We start from the raw sequence: 17,644 nt of genomic DNA, 5'->3' as shown, positions 1-17,644 counted from the left end.
GTGCTCGACGACAGCCTCCTCGACGACCAGTCCCGGCTCACCGACGCCGACCGGGAGGGCCTGCTGCGCGCCGCCGCACGGGCGGGCGCGCAGGTCCGCTCCGCCGCCGAGACGGCCGCTGAGCTGGGCGTCGACCGGGTGTTCGAGGAGCGCCCCCGGGCGCTCGTGCTGATCACCCGGCCCGGTGTCGGCGCGTCGGTGGCCGGGATGGTGACGGCCCTGCTGGGTCCGCGCTGCCCGGTGCCGGTCGTGGTCGCCGACGACGTGCCGACGTGGGTGGGCGCGCTCGACGTGGTGCTCGCGCACACCGAGGACCCCGGCGACGTGCGGCTGGCCGAGTCGGTCGACCGGGCGGGCCGGCGCGGCGCGCGCGTGCTGCTCACCGCCGAGCCGGAGGGCCCGGTGGCCGCGTCCGCCGCCCAGCAGGCGCTGCTCATCCCGCCGCGGGTGCCGGTGCCGCAGGGCTTCGGCTTCGCCCGCGCGTTCGGCGCGTGGCTCGTGGCGCTGAAGGCGTTGCGCCTGGTCGAGGTGGACGTGCAGGCCGTCGCGGACGAGCTGGACCGGGAGGCCGAGCGGTGCCACCCGATGCACGAGTCGTTCGTCAACCCGGCGAAGACGCTCGCGCTGCGGATCGCGGAGCGCACCCCGCTGCTGTGGGGCCTCGACGACCTGGCCACGGCCGTCGCCGTGCACGGCGCGGGCGCGTTGGCCGCTTACGCGGGCGTGGTGAGCGACGTCGCCGGCTATCCTCAGGCGCTGACCCGGTCGGTGCTGCACCGCCGGGCCGTGCGCGGCACGTCCGGCGCCGACCTGTTCGCCGATCCGGACGAGGAGCAGGACGGCCTGGTCAGGGTGCTGCTGCTGGCCGTGCGCCAGGGCCCGCAGGCCGAGTTCGCCCGGCGGGTCGCGATGGAGACCTTGTCCGGAGCCGACGTGCTCGAACCGGCCGAGGAGGTGAGCGGCGGGGACGCCGTGTGCGCCGCGCTGCTCGCCCTGCGGTTCGAGCTGGCCGCGCTGTACCTGGGTCTGGCGGCGGGAACGCTGGGCGGGCCCGGGGCGTACGCGCCGGCCGTGTGAGGGGATGACTGTGGAACTGCTGCACAACGCGGTGCGCGCGTACGCGTGGGGATCACGCACCGCCATCGCGGAGCTGCTCGGGAAGGAGGTGCCGACGCCGCACCCCGAGGCCGAGCTGTGGATGGGCGCCCACCCCGGCGACCCGTCCCGGGTGGTGGCGCCGGACGGCGGTTCACGGTCGCTGCTCGACCTGCTCGCCGACGACCCCGAGGGGCAGCTGGGCGCGCGCTGCGCCGACCGCTGGGGCAGCCGGTTGCCGTTCCTGCTGAAGGTGCTGGCGGCGGACGAGCCGCTGAGCCTGCAGGCGCACCCCTCCGCCGAGCAGGCCGCGAACGGGTTCGCCGCCGAGGACGCGGCGGGCGTGCCGATCGACTCGCCGATCCGCAACTACAAGGACCCGTCCGCGAAGCCCGAGCTGATCTGCGCGCTGACCGAGTTCCACGCCCTGGCGGGGTTCCGCGACCCGTTGCGCACGGCGGTGCTGCTGCGGTCGCTGGACGCGCCCGACTTCGCCCCGTACGGCGAGCTGCTGGCCGCCCAGCCGGACGACAGCGGCCTGCGGGCGCTGTTCACCACGTTGATCACGTTGCCGCAGACCACGCTGGACCTGCTGTTGCCGCAGGTCCTCGACGCGTGCGTGCTGCACGTGAAGGAGCACGGCGAGTTCGACCTCGAGTGCCGGACGATCCTGGAGCTGGGTGAGGCGTACCCCGGCGACGCGGGCGTGCTGGCCGCGTTGCTGCTCAACCGGATCGTGCTCCAGCCCGGCGATGCGATCTACCTGCCCGCGGGCAACCTGCACGCGTACCTGCACGGCACCGGCGTGGAGATCCTGGCGAACTCGGACAACGTGCTGCGCTGCGGGCTGACGCCGAAGCACGTGGACGTGCCCGAGCTGATGCGCGTGCTGGACTTCGGGTTCGGCGACATGCCGGTGCAGACCGGCGTGGAGACGTCGCCGGGCCTGTGGATGTACCGGACGCCGTGCCCGGAGTTCGAGCTGTCCCGGATCGAGGTCGGGCCGTCGTCGTCGACCGGGGACGTCCGGGTGGACCACACCGGCCCCCAGATCCTCCTCTGCACGCGGGGCCGGGCACGCGTGACGACCGGCCGCCAGTCGCTCGTGCTGGACCGGGGCCAGTCCGTGTGGCTGTCCGCGCAGGACCCGGCCGCGGTGATCTCGGCGGACATCGACACCCAGCTTTTCCGCGCCACCGCCGGCGTTGAGTAGGGTCACACCGACAAATCGGACTGTGGGCTTAGGGAGCAACCGTGTCAGCAGGGGGCGGGACCAAGGCGATCATCGCCGCACTGGTGGCCAACGCCGGGATTGCCGTGGCCAAGTTCGTCGGCTTCCTGATCACCGGATCATCGTCGATGCTGGCCGAGTCGGTGCACTCGGTGGCGGACACCTCCAACCAGGGCTTGCTGCTGCTGGGCCAGAAGACGGCGCGGCGCGCGGCCACCCCGAACCACCCGTTCGGGTTCGGTCGGGACCGGTACTTCTACTCGTTCATCGTCGCGTTGATGCTGTTCAGCCTCGGCTCCGTGTTCGCCCTGTACGAGGGCATCCACAAGCTGGAGTCGCACGAGGAGCTGAGCAGCCCGCTGGTCGCGGTGGTGATCCTGGTCGTCGCGATCGGCCTGGAGATCTACAGCTTCCGCACCGCGATCGTGGAGTCGCAGAAGATCAAGGGTGACGCCACGTGGTGGCAGTTCATCCGGCAGTCGAAGGTGCCGGAGCTGCCGGTCGTGCTGCTGGAGGACGCGGGCGCGCTGTTCGGCCTGGTCCTGGCGCTGATGGGCGTCGGCCTGTCGACCATCACCGGTGACCCGGTGTGGGACGCGATCGGCACCATCAGCATCGGCGTGCTGCTGGGCGTCATCGCGGTCATCCTGATCGTGGAGATGAAGTCGCTCCTGATCGGCGAGGGCGCGGCGCCGGCCGAGCTGGACGTCATCACGGACGAGCTCGCGGCCGGCAAGGTGCAGCGCGTGATCCACATCCGGACGCAGTACATCGGGCCGGACGAGCTGCTGGTGGCGGCGAAGATCTCGCTCAACCCAGGCCTGACGATCGCCGAGGTGGCGCAGGCCATCGACGACGCCGAGCAGCGCGTGCGCAACAAGGTGCCCGCCGCCCGGCTGATCTACCTGGAGCCGGACCTCGACCGGTCGCGGGTCACCCCGTAGGGACGTTGACCGCGAGAGGGGCGACGAGCCGTGTGCTCGTCGCCCCTCTCGCTTCGGCAGGCGCCTACCCCAGGTGGCTCAGGAGCCGGTCGGCCGCGTCGACGTGCCCGGCGTCGGCGAGCAGCCCGGCCGGCGCGAGCACGTAGTCGCGGTCCACGGTGACGGCGGCCGTGCGCAGGATCGGGCGGAGCACCGGATCGGCGCGCAGCACGCGTTCCACGTCCTCGGTGCTGTCGGCGTGCCGGAAGACGCCCCCGGACAGCACCAGCAGGCCCGCGCCCTGCGGGCCGAGCTGCCCGTCCACCAGCCGCAGGTGCCGGCGGACCGCCAGCACGGCGGCGAGCGCGGCCAGCCTGCGGTCCGCGGTCGGGTCGTCGGGCAGCCACGTCACGTCGGCCGCGCGGGCCGCCGCCGCCTCCCGCAGCACGGCCGCCTCCGCGTCGTCGATCAGCTTCTCCGCGACGGCCTCGGCCACCACGCCGGGCGCGGACCAGCGCATCCCCAGGTCGCCCTCGACGGTGCGGCGGTCCGGCGGCAGCGCCACGGTCCGCTCCGGACCCTCCACAGTGGACACGGCGGAGTAGACGTCCGTGGTCGCGCCGCCGACGTCCACCACCAGCACCGCGCCCTCCCGGTCCCGCATGGCCAGCCGTGACACGCCGCCGAGCACCGCGTCCGGCGTCACCGCGCGCACCAGCCCGCGGAACCGCCGTCCCCGCGACAGCCCCTTGCCGCCGATGACGTGCTCCAGGAACACCTCCCGGATCGCCGCACGGGCGGGGCCGGGCGCGAGTTCGCCCACGTCCGGCAGCACGTTCGCGGTCGGCGCCACCGTCCGGCCCGCCAGCAGCTCCAGCGCCTCGGGCCGGGCGTCGGCGTTGCCCGCCAGCACGATGGGGCACGCCAACCGGTTCGCGCCGATCCGGCGGGCGTTGTGCAGCAGCACCGACGCGTCGCCGCCGTCCGTGCCGCCGACCAGCAGCACGAGGTCCGGCGCCGCCGCGCGCAACGCCCGGAGGCCCGCGCCGTCGAGCGGGCCGGCCGACACGTGCACGACCTTCGCGCCCGCCGACAGCGCCACCCGGTACCCGGCCTCGGCGCTGACCAACCGCTCCTGCCCCACCACCGCCAACCGCAACCCGCCGCCCGCCGACGAGCACGCGAGCGTGCGCGCGGCCGGTCCGAGCGAGTTCGTGACGACGTCGATGCCTTGAAGCACCTCCGGCGGGGTAGTCGGGTGTTGTGAGGTGCCGAGCAGGTCTCCGGCGTCCGACACCAGGGCGCCCTTGGTCCAGGTGGAGCCGATGTCCAGGCAAAGCACCGTCATGCCCCAAAACTACCGGTGAGGCCGCTGTCGGCCCTCGCCACTACTCTGAACGGACCAACAGGACCGCGAGGTCGCGTCGACCGTTCGGGACTCCTTCCCCGCCGATCACGCTTCTCCGATCGGCGGGGAACGAGGCTCGAACGGTCGACTCCCAGGCGACCGAGCCCGCCGTCTGCGGAGCAGCGGCGATTCAACACAGGGGGATCGAGTGCCGGGCAACGGGCTGTGGCGCACCAAGTCGATCGAGCAGTCGATCGCGGACACCGACGAGCCGGACACCAGGCTGCGCAAGGACCTGACCGCGTGGGACCTGACGGTGTTCGGCGTCGCGGTCGTGATCGGCGCGGGCATCTTCACCCTCACCGCGTCCACCGCGGGCAACCTCGCCGGGCCGTCCGTGTCGCTGGCGTTCGTGCTGGCGGCGGTGGCGTGCGCGCTGGCCGCGCTGTGCTACGCGGAGTTCGCGTCGACCGTGCCGGTGGCCGGCAGCGCGTACACGTTCTCCTACGCCACGTTCGGCGAGTTCATGGCGTGGATCATCGGCTGGGACCTGGTGCTGGAGTTCGCGGTCGGCGCGGCGGCGGTGGCCAAGGGCTGGTCGGTGTACCTCCAGACGGTGCTGGCGCAGGTCGGCGTGACGGTGAAGACCACCACGCCGGTGGCGGGCGTCGACGTCGACTGGGGCTCGCTGCTGCTGATCGCGGTGCTGACCACGTTGCTCGTCATCGGCACGAAGCTGTCGTCGCGGGTCAGCGCGGTGATCACGGCGGTCAAGGTGGCCGTGGTGCTGCTGGTGATCGTGCTCGGCATCGGGTACGTCAAGGCGGCGAACTACAGCCCGTACATCCCGCCGGCCCAGACCGGCGGCGCCACCGCGACCGGGCTGGAGCAGTCGTTGTTCTCGCTGCTCACCGGCTTCGAGGGCAGCACGTACGGCGTGCTGGGGCTGCTCGCCGCCGCGTCGCTGGTGTTCTTCGCGTTCATCGGCTTCGACGTGGTCGCGACGACCGCCGAGGAGACCCGGAACCCGCAGCGCGCCGTGCCGCGCGGCATCCTCGGCTCGCTGGCGATCGTGACGGTGCTGTACGTCGCGGTGTCGCTGGTGATCACGGGCATGCTGCCGTACGACCAGCTGAAGACCCAGCCGGACGGCACGCGGGCCACGTTGGCCACGGCGTTCTCGGCGAACGGCGTCGACTGGGCGGCCACGGTGATCTCGGTCGGCGCGCTGGCCGGTCTGACGACCGTCGTGATGGTGCTCATGCTGGGCCAGTCGCGGGTGCTGTTCGCGATGTCCCGCGACGGCCTCCTGCCGCGCGGCCTGGCCCGCACCGGCAAGAACGGCACGCCGGTCCGGATCACGGTCGTCATCGGCGTGCTGGTCGCGGTGGCGGCGGGCTTCTTCCCGGCGGGCAAGCTGGAGGAGATGGTGAACGTGGGCACGCTGTTCGCGTTCATCCTGGTCTCGGCGGGCGTGCTGGTGCTCCGCAAGACCCGTCCCGACCTGCCGCGCGGCTTCCGCGTGCCGTGGGTCCCGGTGGTGCCGGTGCTGGCGATCCTGGCGTGCCTGTGGCTGATGCTGAACCTGACCGCGTTGACGTGGGTCCGGTTCCTGGCGTGGATGGCGCTGGGCGTCGTCGTGTACTTCGCCTACAGCCGGCGGCACTCGCTGCTGGGCCGCGAGGGCACCACCGCCGTGCCGGTCGTGAAGCACGACGAGATCCCGTGACGGCGCGCCGGGGGACCGGTCCGGGCCCGGATCAGTCCCCCGGCTGCACCGGCGTGCTCGGCTCCGGCGACAGGACCGGGGCCTTGCGGGCGACGGGCAGCACGGGCGCGGCGGGCGGTTCGGCGGTGTCCAGGCCGGCGGCGATCGCCACCGCGCGATCCCACTCCGGGTCGGACGTGTAGTCGGCGTGCCGGTTCACGCCCGGCGCCCACCGGCGACCGGGGAACGGCCCGCGCTGCGGGTCGGGCAGCCAGTGGTCACCGCCGAGCACGAGCGCCCCGGTCGGCCCGCGCAACGCCGGCGGCAGCGCTCCCGACGTGCCGTCCGGCCGGAAGCCCGTGCCGAGCAGCATCCCGTCGAACACCTGCCGGTTCCACGTCATCACCGCGCCGCCCAGCGGGTCCGTGCCGCGGCACAGCGCCCGCCACCGCCCGTCGAGCCCGCCGGCGAGCACCGCGAGCGAGCTGTGCGGCACCACCGCCGGGAACGCCCGCGGGTACGCCCACTGCAACTGCGACCCCGCCGTGACGAGCCCCACCCGCTGCGCGTCGGCCGGGGGCAGCTCCTCCAGCAGCCGGGCCGCCGCGACGGCCGCGAGCAGGCTGCCCTGGCTGTGCCCGGCGAGCACCACGCGCACGCCGGGGTCCGCCAGGTGCTCCCGCACCCGCGCCACCAGCTCCGGCACGACCTTCAACGCGTAGCACGGCGGCACGACCGGGTGCGCCTCGCGCGGCCAGAACGCGGCGAGGTCCGCGAGGACGCCGACCTGCCGCGCCTTGTCCGGCTGCCGCGCCGCCAGGTACACCGCCCGCAGCAGCGACAGCGCCAGCACGGCCAGCACGACCACGCCGAACCCGGTGATCGGCCGCGTCCACGTCGGCGGGTCGACCTCCCGCAGCCGCAGCACGGCCGCCGGCACCGCGCCGAACGCGAGCACCGACGCCATGACCAGCACCACGTGGTGGCTGTGCCGCCGCTGCCACCGCGCCCACCACCACGCCTTCGCGGCGCGCTTCACGTCCCGGGCGCGCCCCGCGTGCAGCAGGGCCGCCTCACGCGCCCACTCCTTGTTCCGCCGCAGCGAACTCCACCGCACCATCCCGGTGGTCGCCGCCATCGCCACCCCGGCCAGGAACGCCAGCACCCCGGCCACGCCCCACAGCAGCGCGATGTAGTCGTACCCGCGCGGCAGGACACCGTGACCCAGCACCCGCCGCACGGTCAGCGCCACGCCCGCCCCGAACCCGCCGCCGAGCAGCGCGGCCACCGCCACCACCGGCGCGGCCATCCAGCCGCCGGCCCACGGCCGCAGGTCGCGCGGCTGCGCCGACCACGTGCGCCGGGCCAGCAACGCGGCCGGCACCAGCAGCACCCCGATCAGCACGCACACCAGCGCCACGAGCGCGGCCACCATCTGCACGGCGAGGTCCGCGCCCGGCAGCCGCACCGGCAACCGGACCAACAACCCCGTCGCGACCAGCAACGACAGCCACGACACCACCTGGAGCACCCGCCGCGGCCCGCGCCCCAGCGCCGCCCGCAGCCACCGGCCGCCCCGGTGCGGCGCGCCACCCGTCGGGTCGTCCAGCAGCATCGCGGCCAGCGCCGCCACCCCGACCAGGCCCGCGCCCAACGCCCAGCACGCCGTGATCGCGGCGCCGTGCCAGCCGGGCGCTACCAGCGGGCCGAGCGGACCGCCCAACGCGACCACCACCGCCGTGCCCAGGCCCGCCACGACGTGCAGCACCCGCAACGACGGCGTGTCCGGGTCCGTCGCCACGTGCGCGCCCGGCAGCCCGGACCGCACGCCCTCGGCCGCCGGCACCTCCTTGCGCTCGATCCGCCAGTCCACACTGGACATCCGGTGCAGCACGAGCACGGCCAGCGCGATCGGCGCCAGGCCCACCACGGCCCGCACCCACGGCGTCGTGCTCAGCCACGTCGGACCCCACAGGCACGTCGCGCCGGGCGCGAGGCACTGCGCGGCCACCAGGTCGAGGCTGATCACCTCCAGCTGGGCGACCAGCAGCACGGTCAGCAGCAGCGCCGCCAGCCGCAGCAGCGCGCGGAGCCCGATGCCCAGCAGGTGCGCGGGCAGCGACCCGGCCGGCGCGGGCGGCAGCATCCAGTGCGCCACGTTCGCCAGCGAGAACGGGAACAGCAGCGCCCACGTCGCCTTGGCCCAGCCGCCGGACGTCATCCGACCCCACACGTAGCCCTCGACGACCCGCGTCACCGGGCGGCCACCGGCCTGGAGCACCGGGCCGGGCGCGGGTCTGCGCAGCCGGTCGGCCGGGCGCACGACGCGGCCCAGCCCGTCGCCCGCCACGTCGACCGCCGCCACCGCGTCCACCAGTGAGTGCGGCGTGGTGCCCTGGACGCCGTGCACCCGCAGCTCGACCACCCGTGTGTCGGGGCCGGGAATCAGCACAAGTCCTCCCCGCGAACATCACCTCAGCCTCGCCATAGTGGTCCATCGTTGCGCTGTTGACGTCAACCTCGGAAACCCGGCGTGGCGGGGCGGTAGGGTCGGTTGAACCCGAGATGGAGGAACCCGCGATGACCGCCGAGAGGCTCCAGACCCGCAACGGCATCGACTTCGCCGTGGCGGACCTCTCCCTGGCCGAGTTCGGCCGCAAGGAGATCCGGCTGGCCGAGCACGAGATGCCCGGCCTGATGGCGTTGCGCCGCGAGTACTCGGAGGTCTACCCGCTCAAGGGTGCGCGGATCTCCGGCTCGCTGCACATGACCGTGCAGACGGCCGTGCTGATCGAGACCCTGGTCGCCCTGGGCGCCGAGGTGCGCTGGGCGTCCTGCAACATCTTCTCCACCCAGGACCACGCCGCCGCCGCGGTCGTCGTCGGCCCCCACGGCACCCCGGAGGAGCCGAAGGGCGTCCCGGTGTTCGCCTGGAAGGGCGAGACGCTGGAGGAGTACTGGTGGACCGCCGAGTCCATGCTGACCTGGCCGGACGGTGGCGGCCCCAACATGATCCTGGACGACGGCGGCGACGCGACGCTGCTGGTCCACAAGGGCGTGCAGTACGAGAAGGCCGGCGTCGTCCCGCAGCCCGAGGCGGACGACCCGGAGGAGTGGGCGCTCATCCTCGAGACGCTCCGCAAGTCCATCGCCGCGGACAACGGCAAGTGGACCAAGATCGCCGAGGGCATCCGCGGCGTCACCGAGGAGACCACCACCGGCGTCATGCGGCTGTACCAGCTGGCCGCCGCCGGCGAGCTGCTGTTCCCCGCGATCAACGTCAACGACGCCGTCACCAAGTCGAAGTTCGACAACCGGTACGGCATCCGCCACTCGCTGATCGACGGCATCAACCGCGGCACCGACGTGCTCATGGGCGGCAAGGTGGCCGTGATCTGCGGTTACGGTGACGTCGGCAAGGGCGCGGCCGAGTCGCTGCGCGGCCAGGGCGCCCGCATCATCGTGACCGAGATCGACCCGATCTGCGCCCTGCAGGCGGCGATGGACGGCTACGAGGTGCAGACCCTCGAAGACGTGATCGGCCGCGCCGACATCGTGATCACCACGACCGGCAACAAGGACGTCGTGCGCGTCGAGCACATGGCCGCCATGAAGCACCAGGCGATCGTGGGCAACATCGGCCACTTCGACAACGAGATCGACATGGCCGGCCTCACCCGCTACCCCGGCATCCGGCGGATCAACATCAAGCCGCAGGTCGACGAGTGGGTGTTCCCGGACGGCCACTCGATCCTGGTGCTGTCCGAGGGCCGCCTGCTCAACCTCGGCAACGCCACCGGCCACCCCAGCTTCGTGATGTCGAACTCCTTCTCCAACCAGGTGATCGCCCAGGTCGAGCTGTTCACCAAGTACCAGGAGTACGACAAGGAGGTGTACCGCCTGCCGAAGGTGCTGGACGAGAAGGTCGCCCGCATCCACCTGGAGGCGCTGGGCGGGAAGCTCACCAAGCTGACCAAGGACCAGGCGGAGTACATCGACGTGGACGTCGAGGGCCCGTACAAGCCGGAGCACTACAGGTATTGATTTGCCCCGCCTTCGGCGGGGCGGCGAGTTCGCCTGGAAGTCGGCAGTTCAAGGCGGTGTTGATTGCCGCTGCTCCGCAGGCGGCGGCGAGTTCGCTCTGAAGTCGGCAGTTCGAGGCCGATCCCGCGACGATCGAAAAGCGTGATCGTCGCGGGATGGGCCTCGACCTACCGACGCGAACTCGCGTGGTGGTCGCCTTTGGGCGTCACGAAGTGCCCTCCGGAGTGGTGGTCGCCTTGTGGGTGGTGGGGTCAGGTCCACTCGACGCTGATGCCCGCGGTGCCGGGGCCCACGTCCTCGAAGTAGGCGCTGGCGAAGCCGCCCAGGCCGCACACCAGCTCCTCCAGGTCCACCGGTGGCATGTCGGGGTCGATGCGGAGCTGCTTGGTGCACCGGGCCGGCAGGGCGCGGCGGTTGAAGGCCAGTTGCAGCAGGTACCCGCGGCACGGTTCGCGGAACGTCCGGCCGTGGCCCGGTGTCGGCCCGCCGGTGTCGTCCACCACGGTGAAGCTGAACACGTGCTCCTCGCCCTCGGCGAGCCTGCGGTCGAACAGCAGCTCGAACGCCAGCCCGCGGGTGGCCGGCTGCCGGCGCAGGCGTCCCAGCCGGCAGCCCTCGCCGGGCCGCACGAGCGCGTTGTCGATCAGGCACCCCTCGTCGCCCTGGTGCACGGCCAGGTACCGGTCCGGCCCGGCCTTCGCCGCGCGCACCACCAGCCGCGTGCTGATCGACCGCTGCTCCCGCTCCGGGCCGATGTGGACGGTGTCGTGCACCGACAGCACCTCGATGTCGACGTTCGCGCCGACGTCCGTCACGACCTCGAAGTCGCTCTGCACGGGCGCGGCGGGCGCCCACCCGGCCGGTCGCACGGGGCGCTGCTGGGGGCGGTTGCCGACGAGCGACACGAGCGAGTCCGGCGGCAGGCGCAGCACCGTTTCCAGCGCCCGCACGGTCGCGATGGCGCGGGGCACCTCGGGGTGGCGCAGGCCGCGCTGCCAGTAGCTCAACGTGGACTGCCCGACCTGCACGCCTTGCTGCTCCAGGTGGGCCCGCAGCCGGGCGAGGGACAGGCCGCGGTGCGCGATGGCGTCGTGGAGGGCCCGGTGGAACGGTCCGTAGCGGAGGGTTTCGGCCAGTCCGCCGGGCAGTCCGCCGGGCGGGTGGTTCCCCGGCTCGTCCACCGGTCTGGCGTGCCCGGAATCCGCGGTCACCGCGGCACCACCCTTTCGCGCAACCGGAAATGGGGTTCACCGTAGTCACTCGATCTGGTGACGCAAAGGATCTCTTATCACCCGAGTGGGCGATGTGATGCGGCCGATCGTGAGCGGACGGTGCCCCTTAGGGTGTTCGTGTGGGAAAACTCGTCGTGATCGAAGGCCTGGACGGCGCCGGGAAGCGCACCCTGGCCAAGGCGTTGACCGACGCGCTGGGTGTGCGCGGCGCGAAGGTCGCCACCAGCGCGTTCCCCCGGTACGACGAGGACGTGCACGCCGACCTGGTGCGTGACGCGCTGCACGGCAGGCTCGGCGACCTGACCGACTCGGTGTACGGCATGTCCGTCCTCTACGCGCTGGACCGGCGCGGCGCGGCCGACCGAATCCGCGCCGACCTCGACCAGTACGACGTGGTGCTGCTCGACCGGTACATCGCGTCCAACGCCGCCTACGGCGCGGCCCGGCTGGGCCAGTCCGCCGACGGCGAGTTCGTGGCCTGGCTGCGGGCGCTGGAGGTGGACCGCTTCGGCCTGCCGCTCCCGGACCTGCACCTGCTGCTGCGCGTGCCGGCGGGGGTCGCGGCGGACCGCGCGGCGCACCGCGAGGCCGAGGAGGCGCGGGGTCGCGACCTCTACGAGTCGGACGGTGGCCTGCAAGCGCGCTGCGCCGCCGTGTACGACGAGCTGGCCGCCTCCGCGTGGCTCTCGCCGTGGGAGGTGCTCGACGGGACGGGCGACCTCCGGGTCGAGTCGCTACTCGACCGATGGTTCACCCGTTAGGGTGGTTAAGTAACAAAACGTGACCACTTCGGCGATGAGTCGCTGACGATTCCCGTTCAGCGAGACGAGGTGGGCTCGTGGATCGGCGACAGAGACTGGCTACGGAGTGGACGCGTCCGGCGACCAGCAGCGATGACCGCTGGGCGGTGCGTGGACTTCCGACCACTAGTGGGACGATGTTGGGTATGAAGGCACGCGTGCTCGTCGTGGACGACGACCCCGCTCTGGCGGAGATGCTGACCATCGTGCTGCGGGGTGAGGGCTTCGACACCGCAGTGGTGGCCGACGGCGCACGCGCGCTGCCCGCGCTGCGCGAGCTGAAGCCCGACCTGGTCCTGCTGGACCTGATGCTCCCCGGCATGAACGGCATCGACGTCTGCAAGGCGATCCGGTCCGAGTCGGGCGTCCCGATCGTGATGCTCACCGCGAAGAGCGACACCGTCGACGTGGTGCTGGGCCTGGAGTCCGGCGCCGACGACTACGTGGTCAAGCCGTTCAAGCCGAAGGAGCTGGTGGCCCGCATCCGCGCCCGCCTCCGGCGCACCGAGGCGGAGCCGGCCGAGGTGCTGCAGATCGGCGACCTGACCATCGACGTGCCGGGGCACGAGGTGCTGCGCGAGGGCAAGCCGATCCAGCTCACGCCGCTGGAGTTCGACCTGCTCGTGGCGCTGGCCCGCAAGCCGCGCCAGGTGTTCACCCGCGAGGTGCTGCTCGAACAGGTGTGGGGCTACCGGCACGCCGCCGACACGCGCCTGGTGAACGTCCACGTGCAACGGCTGCGGTCCAAGGTGGAGCGCGACCCCGAGCACCCGGAGGTGGTGCTGACCGTCCGCGGAGTCGGGTACAAGGCCGGCCCGCCGTGATAGGTCGCCGCCCCGGACGACCTCGCGAGGTCGCGTCGGCCGTTCGCGACCCGTTCGCCGGCGATCACGCTCTTCGATCGCCGGGCGGGCAGGCGCGACCGGTGGACGCGGAGGTGACCGAGCCTCGCGACACCGGTGGCGGCGCGGTTCCACACCGGCTGGACGCCGGGGGCGGCGCGGTTCGACGCAAGCTGGACGTGGTGGCGCGCGAGGCCCGACGCCTCGTCGAGCGCTCCCGTCGCCGGGCGGTGGCCTTCGGCGAGCTGTGGCGGCGCTCGCTGCAACTCCGGGTCGTCGTCAGCACGCTGGCGCTGTCGTCCGCCGTGGTGTTCGTGCTGGGCATGGTGCTCCAGGTGCAGATCACCGGCCAGCTGCTGGAGACCAAGATCGAGGCGGCGCTGCGGCAGGCCGAGGCGAGCGCGGCCGCCATCCAGCCCGACCTGGCGGGCCTCAACCCCGGTCCGGACAGCGTCAAGGGCCGGTTCACCACCGCGCTGAACAAGATCAACACGTCGGGGGTCGACCTCGACCCCACCAGCTCCGGCGCGGGCGCGTTCGAACCGGTCCTCTACGACCCCGTCGGCACCGGCTCCGACGGCCTGCCGATCGCCGTGGGCGAGTACCAGGACGTGCCCGACGGGCTGTTCAAGATGCTCGAACGCGGCAGCACCGGCTACCAGATCACCACCGTCGAGCGGGAGACCGGGCCGACGACCCTGCTGGTCGTGGGCAAGCCGGTGAACAGCTCCGCCCGCGCCATGCACCTGTACCTGCTGTTCCCGCTGACCAGCGAGCAGGCCACCGCCGAGGTCGTGCAGAGCACCCTCGTCGTCGGAGGCCTGGCGCTGCTCCTGCTGCTGGCCGTGATCGCGAACCTGGTCACCAGGCAGGTCGTGCGGCCGGTGCGGCAGGCCGCCGAGATCGCCGAGCGGTTCGCCGACGGCAGCCTCGACGAGCGCATGCCCGTGGTCGGCGAGGACGACGTCGCGCGGCTCGCCGAGTCCTACAACGAGATGGCCGCGAGCATCCAGCGGCAGATCCACCAGCTGGAGGAGTTCGGCCAGCTCCAGCGCCGGTTCACCTCCGACGTGTCGCACGAGCTGCGCACCCCGCTGACCACCGTGCGGATGGCGGCGGACGTGCTGCACGCGTCGCGCGAGCAGTTCCCCGGCGGCCTCGCCCGCTCCACCGAGCTGCTGGTGGACGAGCTGGACCGGTTCGAGTCGCTGCTCGGCGACCTGCTGGAGATCAGCAGGCTCGACGCGGGCGTCGAGGAGCTGGCCGCCGAGCTGGTCGACATCCGGGTGCTGGCCCGCCGCGCCCACGACTCGGTGCGCGCCATCGCCAACAGCAGCGGCACCACGATCGTCCTCGACCTGCCGGACGAGGAGGTCACCGCCGAGCTGGACTCCCGCCGGGTCGAGCGCATCCTGCGCAACCTGCTGGCCAACGCCATCGACCACGGCGAGGGCCTGCCGGTCGAGCTGAAGCTCCGCGGCGACGGCGAGGCGATCGCCGTGACGGTCCGCGACCACGGCGTCGGCCTGCGCCCCGGCGAGGCCGAGCTGGTGTTCAACCGGTTCTGGCGCGCCGACCCGTCGCGCAACCGCCGCACCGGCGGCACCGGCCTCGGCCTGTCGATCAGCCTGGAGGACGCCCGGCTGCACGGGGGCTGGCTGGAGGCGTGGGGCGAACGCGGCCACGGCGCCGTGTTCCGGCTGACCCTGCCGTGCCGGCACGGGCACGAGCTGACGTACAGCCCGCTGCCGCTGGAGCCGCCCGACCTGCCCCCCGTCGTCGAGCCGGAGCCGGACGCGCCCGAGCCCGCGGACGAGGTCGAGCTGACGGAGGAGGAGATCACGTGGCAGCCCGCCCAGCCCGTCACCGGCGAGCGCGAGGAGGTCCGGTGAGGCTCCTGGCGGCGCTGCTGGCCGTGTTCGCGGTCGCCGGGTGCGCGGCGATCCCCACCCAGACGTCACCCGTCGCGGTGAACCCGTCCGTGGGCAACGCCTCCGAGGCCGCCGCGCCGAAGCCCGTCAAGGACATCGACCCGCTCACCCTGGTCCGCGAGTTCGTCAACGCCGCCGCCAACCCCGAGGGCGACTACGCGGCGGCGAAGGCGTACCTGACGGACGACGCCAAGCGGACGTGGGACACCAAGGGCACGCCGACGATCATCGAGTCGACGTTCAACACCGTCCCGACCCCCAGCCTGACCCCGGACGACAAGCAGCGCACGGTGCTCTTGCAGGGCAAGAACGTCGGCCGGCTCCAGCTGGAGGACAACGCGTTCATCCAGCAGGTCGGCAACCTCGACACCCCCGTCGGCATCGAGCGCGACGGCGAGGGCCAGTGGCGCATCGCCAAGCCGCCGGACGGCATCTACGTGCCGCTGACCGGGTTCCACCAGAACTACCGCCGCGTGACGTTGTTCTTCTACAACCCGGACTTCGGCGTGCTGGTGCCCGACCCGAGGTGGGTGGTGATCGCGCCGTCGACGTCGATCCCGACCCGGGTGACGAGCCTGCTGCTCAAGGGCCCCGCGGTGGGCATGCGGGGCGCGTTGGAGACGGCCATCCCGAACGGCGCCGCGCAGCGCAAGAACACGTCCGAGGCCGACGACGGCGCGCTGGAAGTCGACCTGACGAAAGTCGGGGACATCACGGTGCAGGTCGGCAAGCAGATCGTGGCCCAGGTGGTGAAGTCCCTGGCGGGCGTCACCAGCAGCCGCATCCGGGTGCTCGTCGAAGGCCAGCCGATCTCCGCCGAGCAGCGCGAGTGGCGGCCCGCCGACGTGCAGACCGGCGAGGGCCTGACCACGCCCAACGCGGACCTGAACGGCCTGCTGGTCGGCAGCGGCCGGGTCAAGCAAATCAACGGCGACCCGGTGCCCGGACCGGCCGGCGCGGGCGACTACCAGGTGGTCAGCGCCGCGCAGTCGATGGACGGCAGCGAGCTGGCCGTGGTGAGCCGGGCCGCGGAGAACTCCGTGCGGCTGCGCGTCGGGCCGCTGTCCGGGCCGCTCGCCGAGGTCGACCTGCCCGCCGCCACGATGACCAGGCCGACGTGGCTGCTCAGCGGGCGCCAGGGCGAGCCGAGCACCGAGGTGTGGACCGTCGTCGACGGGGCCAACGTGGTGCGCGTGATCAAGACCGACAGCGGGTGGACGGCGAACGCGGTCAACGCGTCCGAGCTGTCCGTGCTGGGTGGCGCGGTCAGCGAGCTGCGCCTGTCCCGCGACGGGACACGGGTGGCGGCGGTGGTGGGAGGCAAGCTCGTCGTGGCGGCCGTGGTGCGCGGGCAGGACTCGGCCGTGTCGCTGCGGTCGCCGCGCAACGTGCAGTCGTCCGCGCTCGGGACCAGCGCGTTGGCGGTGGACTGGCTGGCGCAGGACGTGGTGGTGGCGAGCACGACGCTGGCCGCGTGGCCCATCGTGAAGGTCAACATCGACGGGTTGCGGATCGAGCGCTACAACACGTCGAACCTGACCGTGCCGGTGAACTCGGTGACCGCCGCGCCCGGCCGGAACGTGCTGGCGGTGGACCAGAGCGGGCTGTGGAGCGCGAGCGACGTGGGCGACGTCTGGCGCGCGTCGCCGACCAAGGTGGAAGCGGGCACGCAGGCGTTCTACCCGGGCTGAGCCGGGTTCACCCGATCGTGCAAGCCGGTGACCTCCGCCGGAGGCCCCGGATTGTCGGGGGTCGCCGGCATCGTCGGGTCCGTGCTGATCAACCTGCTGTTCCCGCCCCGTTGTCCCGGCTGCGGCACGTGGGGCGCCCGCCTGTGCGGTCGCTGCCTCGCCGTGTTCGGCCCTCCGAGACGCGTGCCCGGTGTCGGGCCGCCCGTGTTCGCGCTGGCCGCCTACGGGGGCGCGGCGCGGGAGCTGGTGCTCGCGTTCAAGGAGCGCGGGCGGCGGGAGCTGGCGGCCGTCTTCGGGGCGCTGGTGGCCGCCGCGCTTCCCCGGCTGCCGGGCGTCGGGCCGGAGCCGTGGCTCGTGCCCGCGCCGTCGCGCGCGTCGGCCGCCCGTGCCCGAGGCGGTTCCCACGTGTTGAGAATGGCGCGCGCTTCGGGGTTCCCGGTCGCGCCCGCACTGGCTTTCGCGAAAGGTGTTCGTGATTCGACGGGGCTCGACGCGGCGGCCCGCCGGGCGAACCTGGCTGGTCGCGTGCGGCTCGTTCCCGCTGGTCTGCCACCGCCCGGGAGCCCGGTTGTCCTGCTGGACGACGTCGTCACGACCGGATCGACGGCACGTGCCGGAATTTCCGTGTTGAGAACGGCCGGGTTCCGGGTATCCGCTGTTCTCACGCTGACGACTGCCCACCGAACCCACCCACACGGGTGAATCAGGACCGGGAACCTCTCGGACCTCTCGCCCGTTGGCCGGATATGACGCCCCCGCAGAGGCCGTTCGACGTAACCGCTCTGCTGACGGGCGTCTG

13 protein-coding genes are annotated in these 17,644 nt (G+C 72.9%); 10 read left to right on the top strand and 3 right to left on the bottom strand.

All coding sequences use genetic code 11. The annotated features are described in order from the left end of the window. The 3 genes from ACRAKH_RS30490 to ACRAKH_RS30480 are packed head-to-tail and all read left to right on the top strand — an operon-like array spanning position 1 to position 3,270. Positions 1-1,077: an SIS domain-containing protein gene (locus tag ACRAKH_RS30490; protein WP_447009445.1), complete on the top strand. Its 1,077-nt coding sequence runs from the start codon at positions 1-3 to the stop codon at positions 1,075-1,077. Positions 1,078-1,087: 10 nt separating this feature from the next. Then, a complete protein-coding gene (manA, locus tag ACRAKH_RS30485; RefSeq protein WP_380729283.1) occupies positions 1,088-2,308 on the top strand; it encodes a mannose-6-phosphate isomerase, class I in 1,221 nt (406 codons plus the stop codon). A 41-nt stretch (positions 2,309-2,349) separates the two neighbouring features. After that, positions 2,350-3,270, top strand: coding sequence for a cation diffusion facilitator family transporter (locus ACRAKH_RS30480; RefSeq protein WP_380729279.1), 921 nt, complete (start codon positions 2,350-2,352; stop codon positions 3,268-3,270). A 64-nt stretch (positions 3,271-3,334) separates the two neighbouring features. Here the strand turns inward: ACRAKH_RS30480 and ACRAKH_RS30475 are convergent, their stop codons facing one another. After that, the gene (locus tag ACRAKH_RS30475; protein ID WP_447009444.1) at positions 3,335-4,597 is read right to left on the bottom strand and encodes a glutamate mutase L; all 1,263 of its coding nucleotides are present in this window, start codon (positions 4,595-4,597) and stop codon (positions 3,335-3,337) included. 208 nt (positions 4,598-4,805) lie between these two features. Between ACRAKH_RS30475 and ACRAKH_RS30470 the strand changes: the two genes are divergently transcribed. Beyond that, a complete protein-coding gene (locus tag ACRAKH_RS30470; RefSeq protein ID WP_380729275.1) occupies positions 4,806-6,326 on the top strand; it encodes an amino acid permease in 1,521 nt (506 codons plus the stop codon). Between the two features lie 31 nt (positions 6,327-6,357). On the opposite strand, the gene ACRAKH_RS30465 is transcribed toward ACRAKH_RS30470, so the two are convergent. Further along, positions 6,358-8,757, bottom strand: coding sequence for a hypothetical protein (locus tag ACRAKH_RS30465; protein WP_447009443.1), 2,400 nt, complete (start codon positions 8,755-8,757; stop codon positions 6,358-6,360). A gap of 128 nt (positions 8,758-8,885) precedes the next feature. Here ACRAKH_RS30465 and ahcY point away from each other — a divergent pair, with 128 nt between their 5' ends. After that, positions 8,886-10,349, top strand: coding sequence for an adenosylhomocysteinase (ahcY, locus tag ACRAKH_RS30460; protein ID WP_380728796.1), 1,464 nt, complete (start codon positions 8,886-8,888; stop codon positions 10,347-10,349). A gap of 251 nt (positions 10,350-10,600) precedes the next feature. Here the strand turns inward: ahcY and ACRAKH_RS30455 are convergent, their stop codons facing one another. Further along, complete coding sequence (locus ACRAKH_RS30455) at positions 10,601-11,560, bottom strand: hypothetical protein (RefSeq protein WP_380728794.1); 960 nt, start codon at positions 11,558-11,560, stop codon at positions 10,601-10,603. Between the two features lie 140 nt (positions 11,561-11,700). On the opposite strand from ACRAKH_RS30455, the gene ACRAKH_RS30450 reads away from it, so the two are divergent. From ACRAKH_RS30450 to ACRAKH_RS30430, 5 genes are all read left to right on the top strand, one after another. After that, positions 11,701-12,342, top strand: a complete 642-nt coding sequence (locus ACRAKH_RS30450) for a dTMP kinase (RefSeq protein WP_380728792.1) — start codon at positions 11,701-11,703, stop codon at positions 12,340-12,342. Positions 12,343-12,527: 185 nt separating this feature from the next. Beyond that, on the top strand, positions 12,528-13,205 hold the full coding sequence (mtrA, locus tag ACRAKH_RS30445) for an MtrAB system response regulator MtrA (RefSeq protein WP_015104936.1): 678 nt from the start codon (positions 12,528-12,530) through the stop codon (positions 13,203-13,205). 200 nt (positions 13,206-13,405) lie between these two features. Next, positions 13,406-15,115, top strand: coding sequence for an MtrAB system histidine kinase MtrB (gene mtrB / locus ACRAKH_RS30440; RefSeq protein ID WP_447009989.1), 1,710 nt, complete (start codon positions 13,406-13,408; stop codon positions 15,113-15,115). Then, positions 15,112-16,845, top strand: coding sequence for an LpqB family beta-propeller domain-containing protein (locus ACRAKH_RS30435; RefSeq protein ID WP_380728790.1), 1,734 nt, complete (start codon positions 15,112-15,114; stop codon positions 16,843-16,845). The genes mtrB and ACRAKH_RS30435 overlap by 4 nt, the downstream gene beginning before the upstream one ends. 81 nt (positions 16,846-16,926) lie before the next feature. Further along, on the top strand, positions 16,927-17,547 hold the full coding sequence (locus tag ACRAKH_RS30430) for a ComF family protein (protein ID WP_447009442.1): 621 nt from the start codon (positions 16,927-16,929) through the stop codon (positions 17,545-17,547). Positions 17,548-17,644 lie beyond the last annotated feature (97 nt).

It is taken from the genome of Saccharothrix hoggarensis (genome assembly GCF_052936025.1).
The sequence above is the reverse complement of the archived record's forward strand: the minus strand, read 5'-3'. Positions and strand labels throughout refer to the sequence as shown.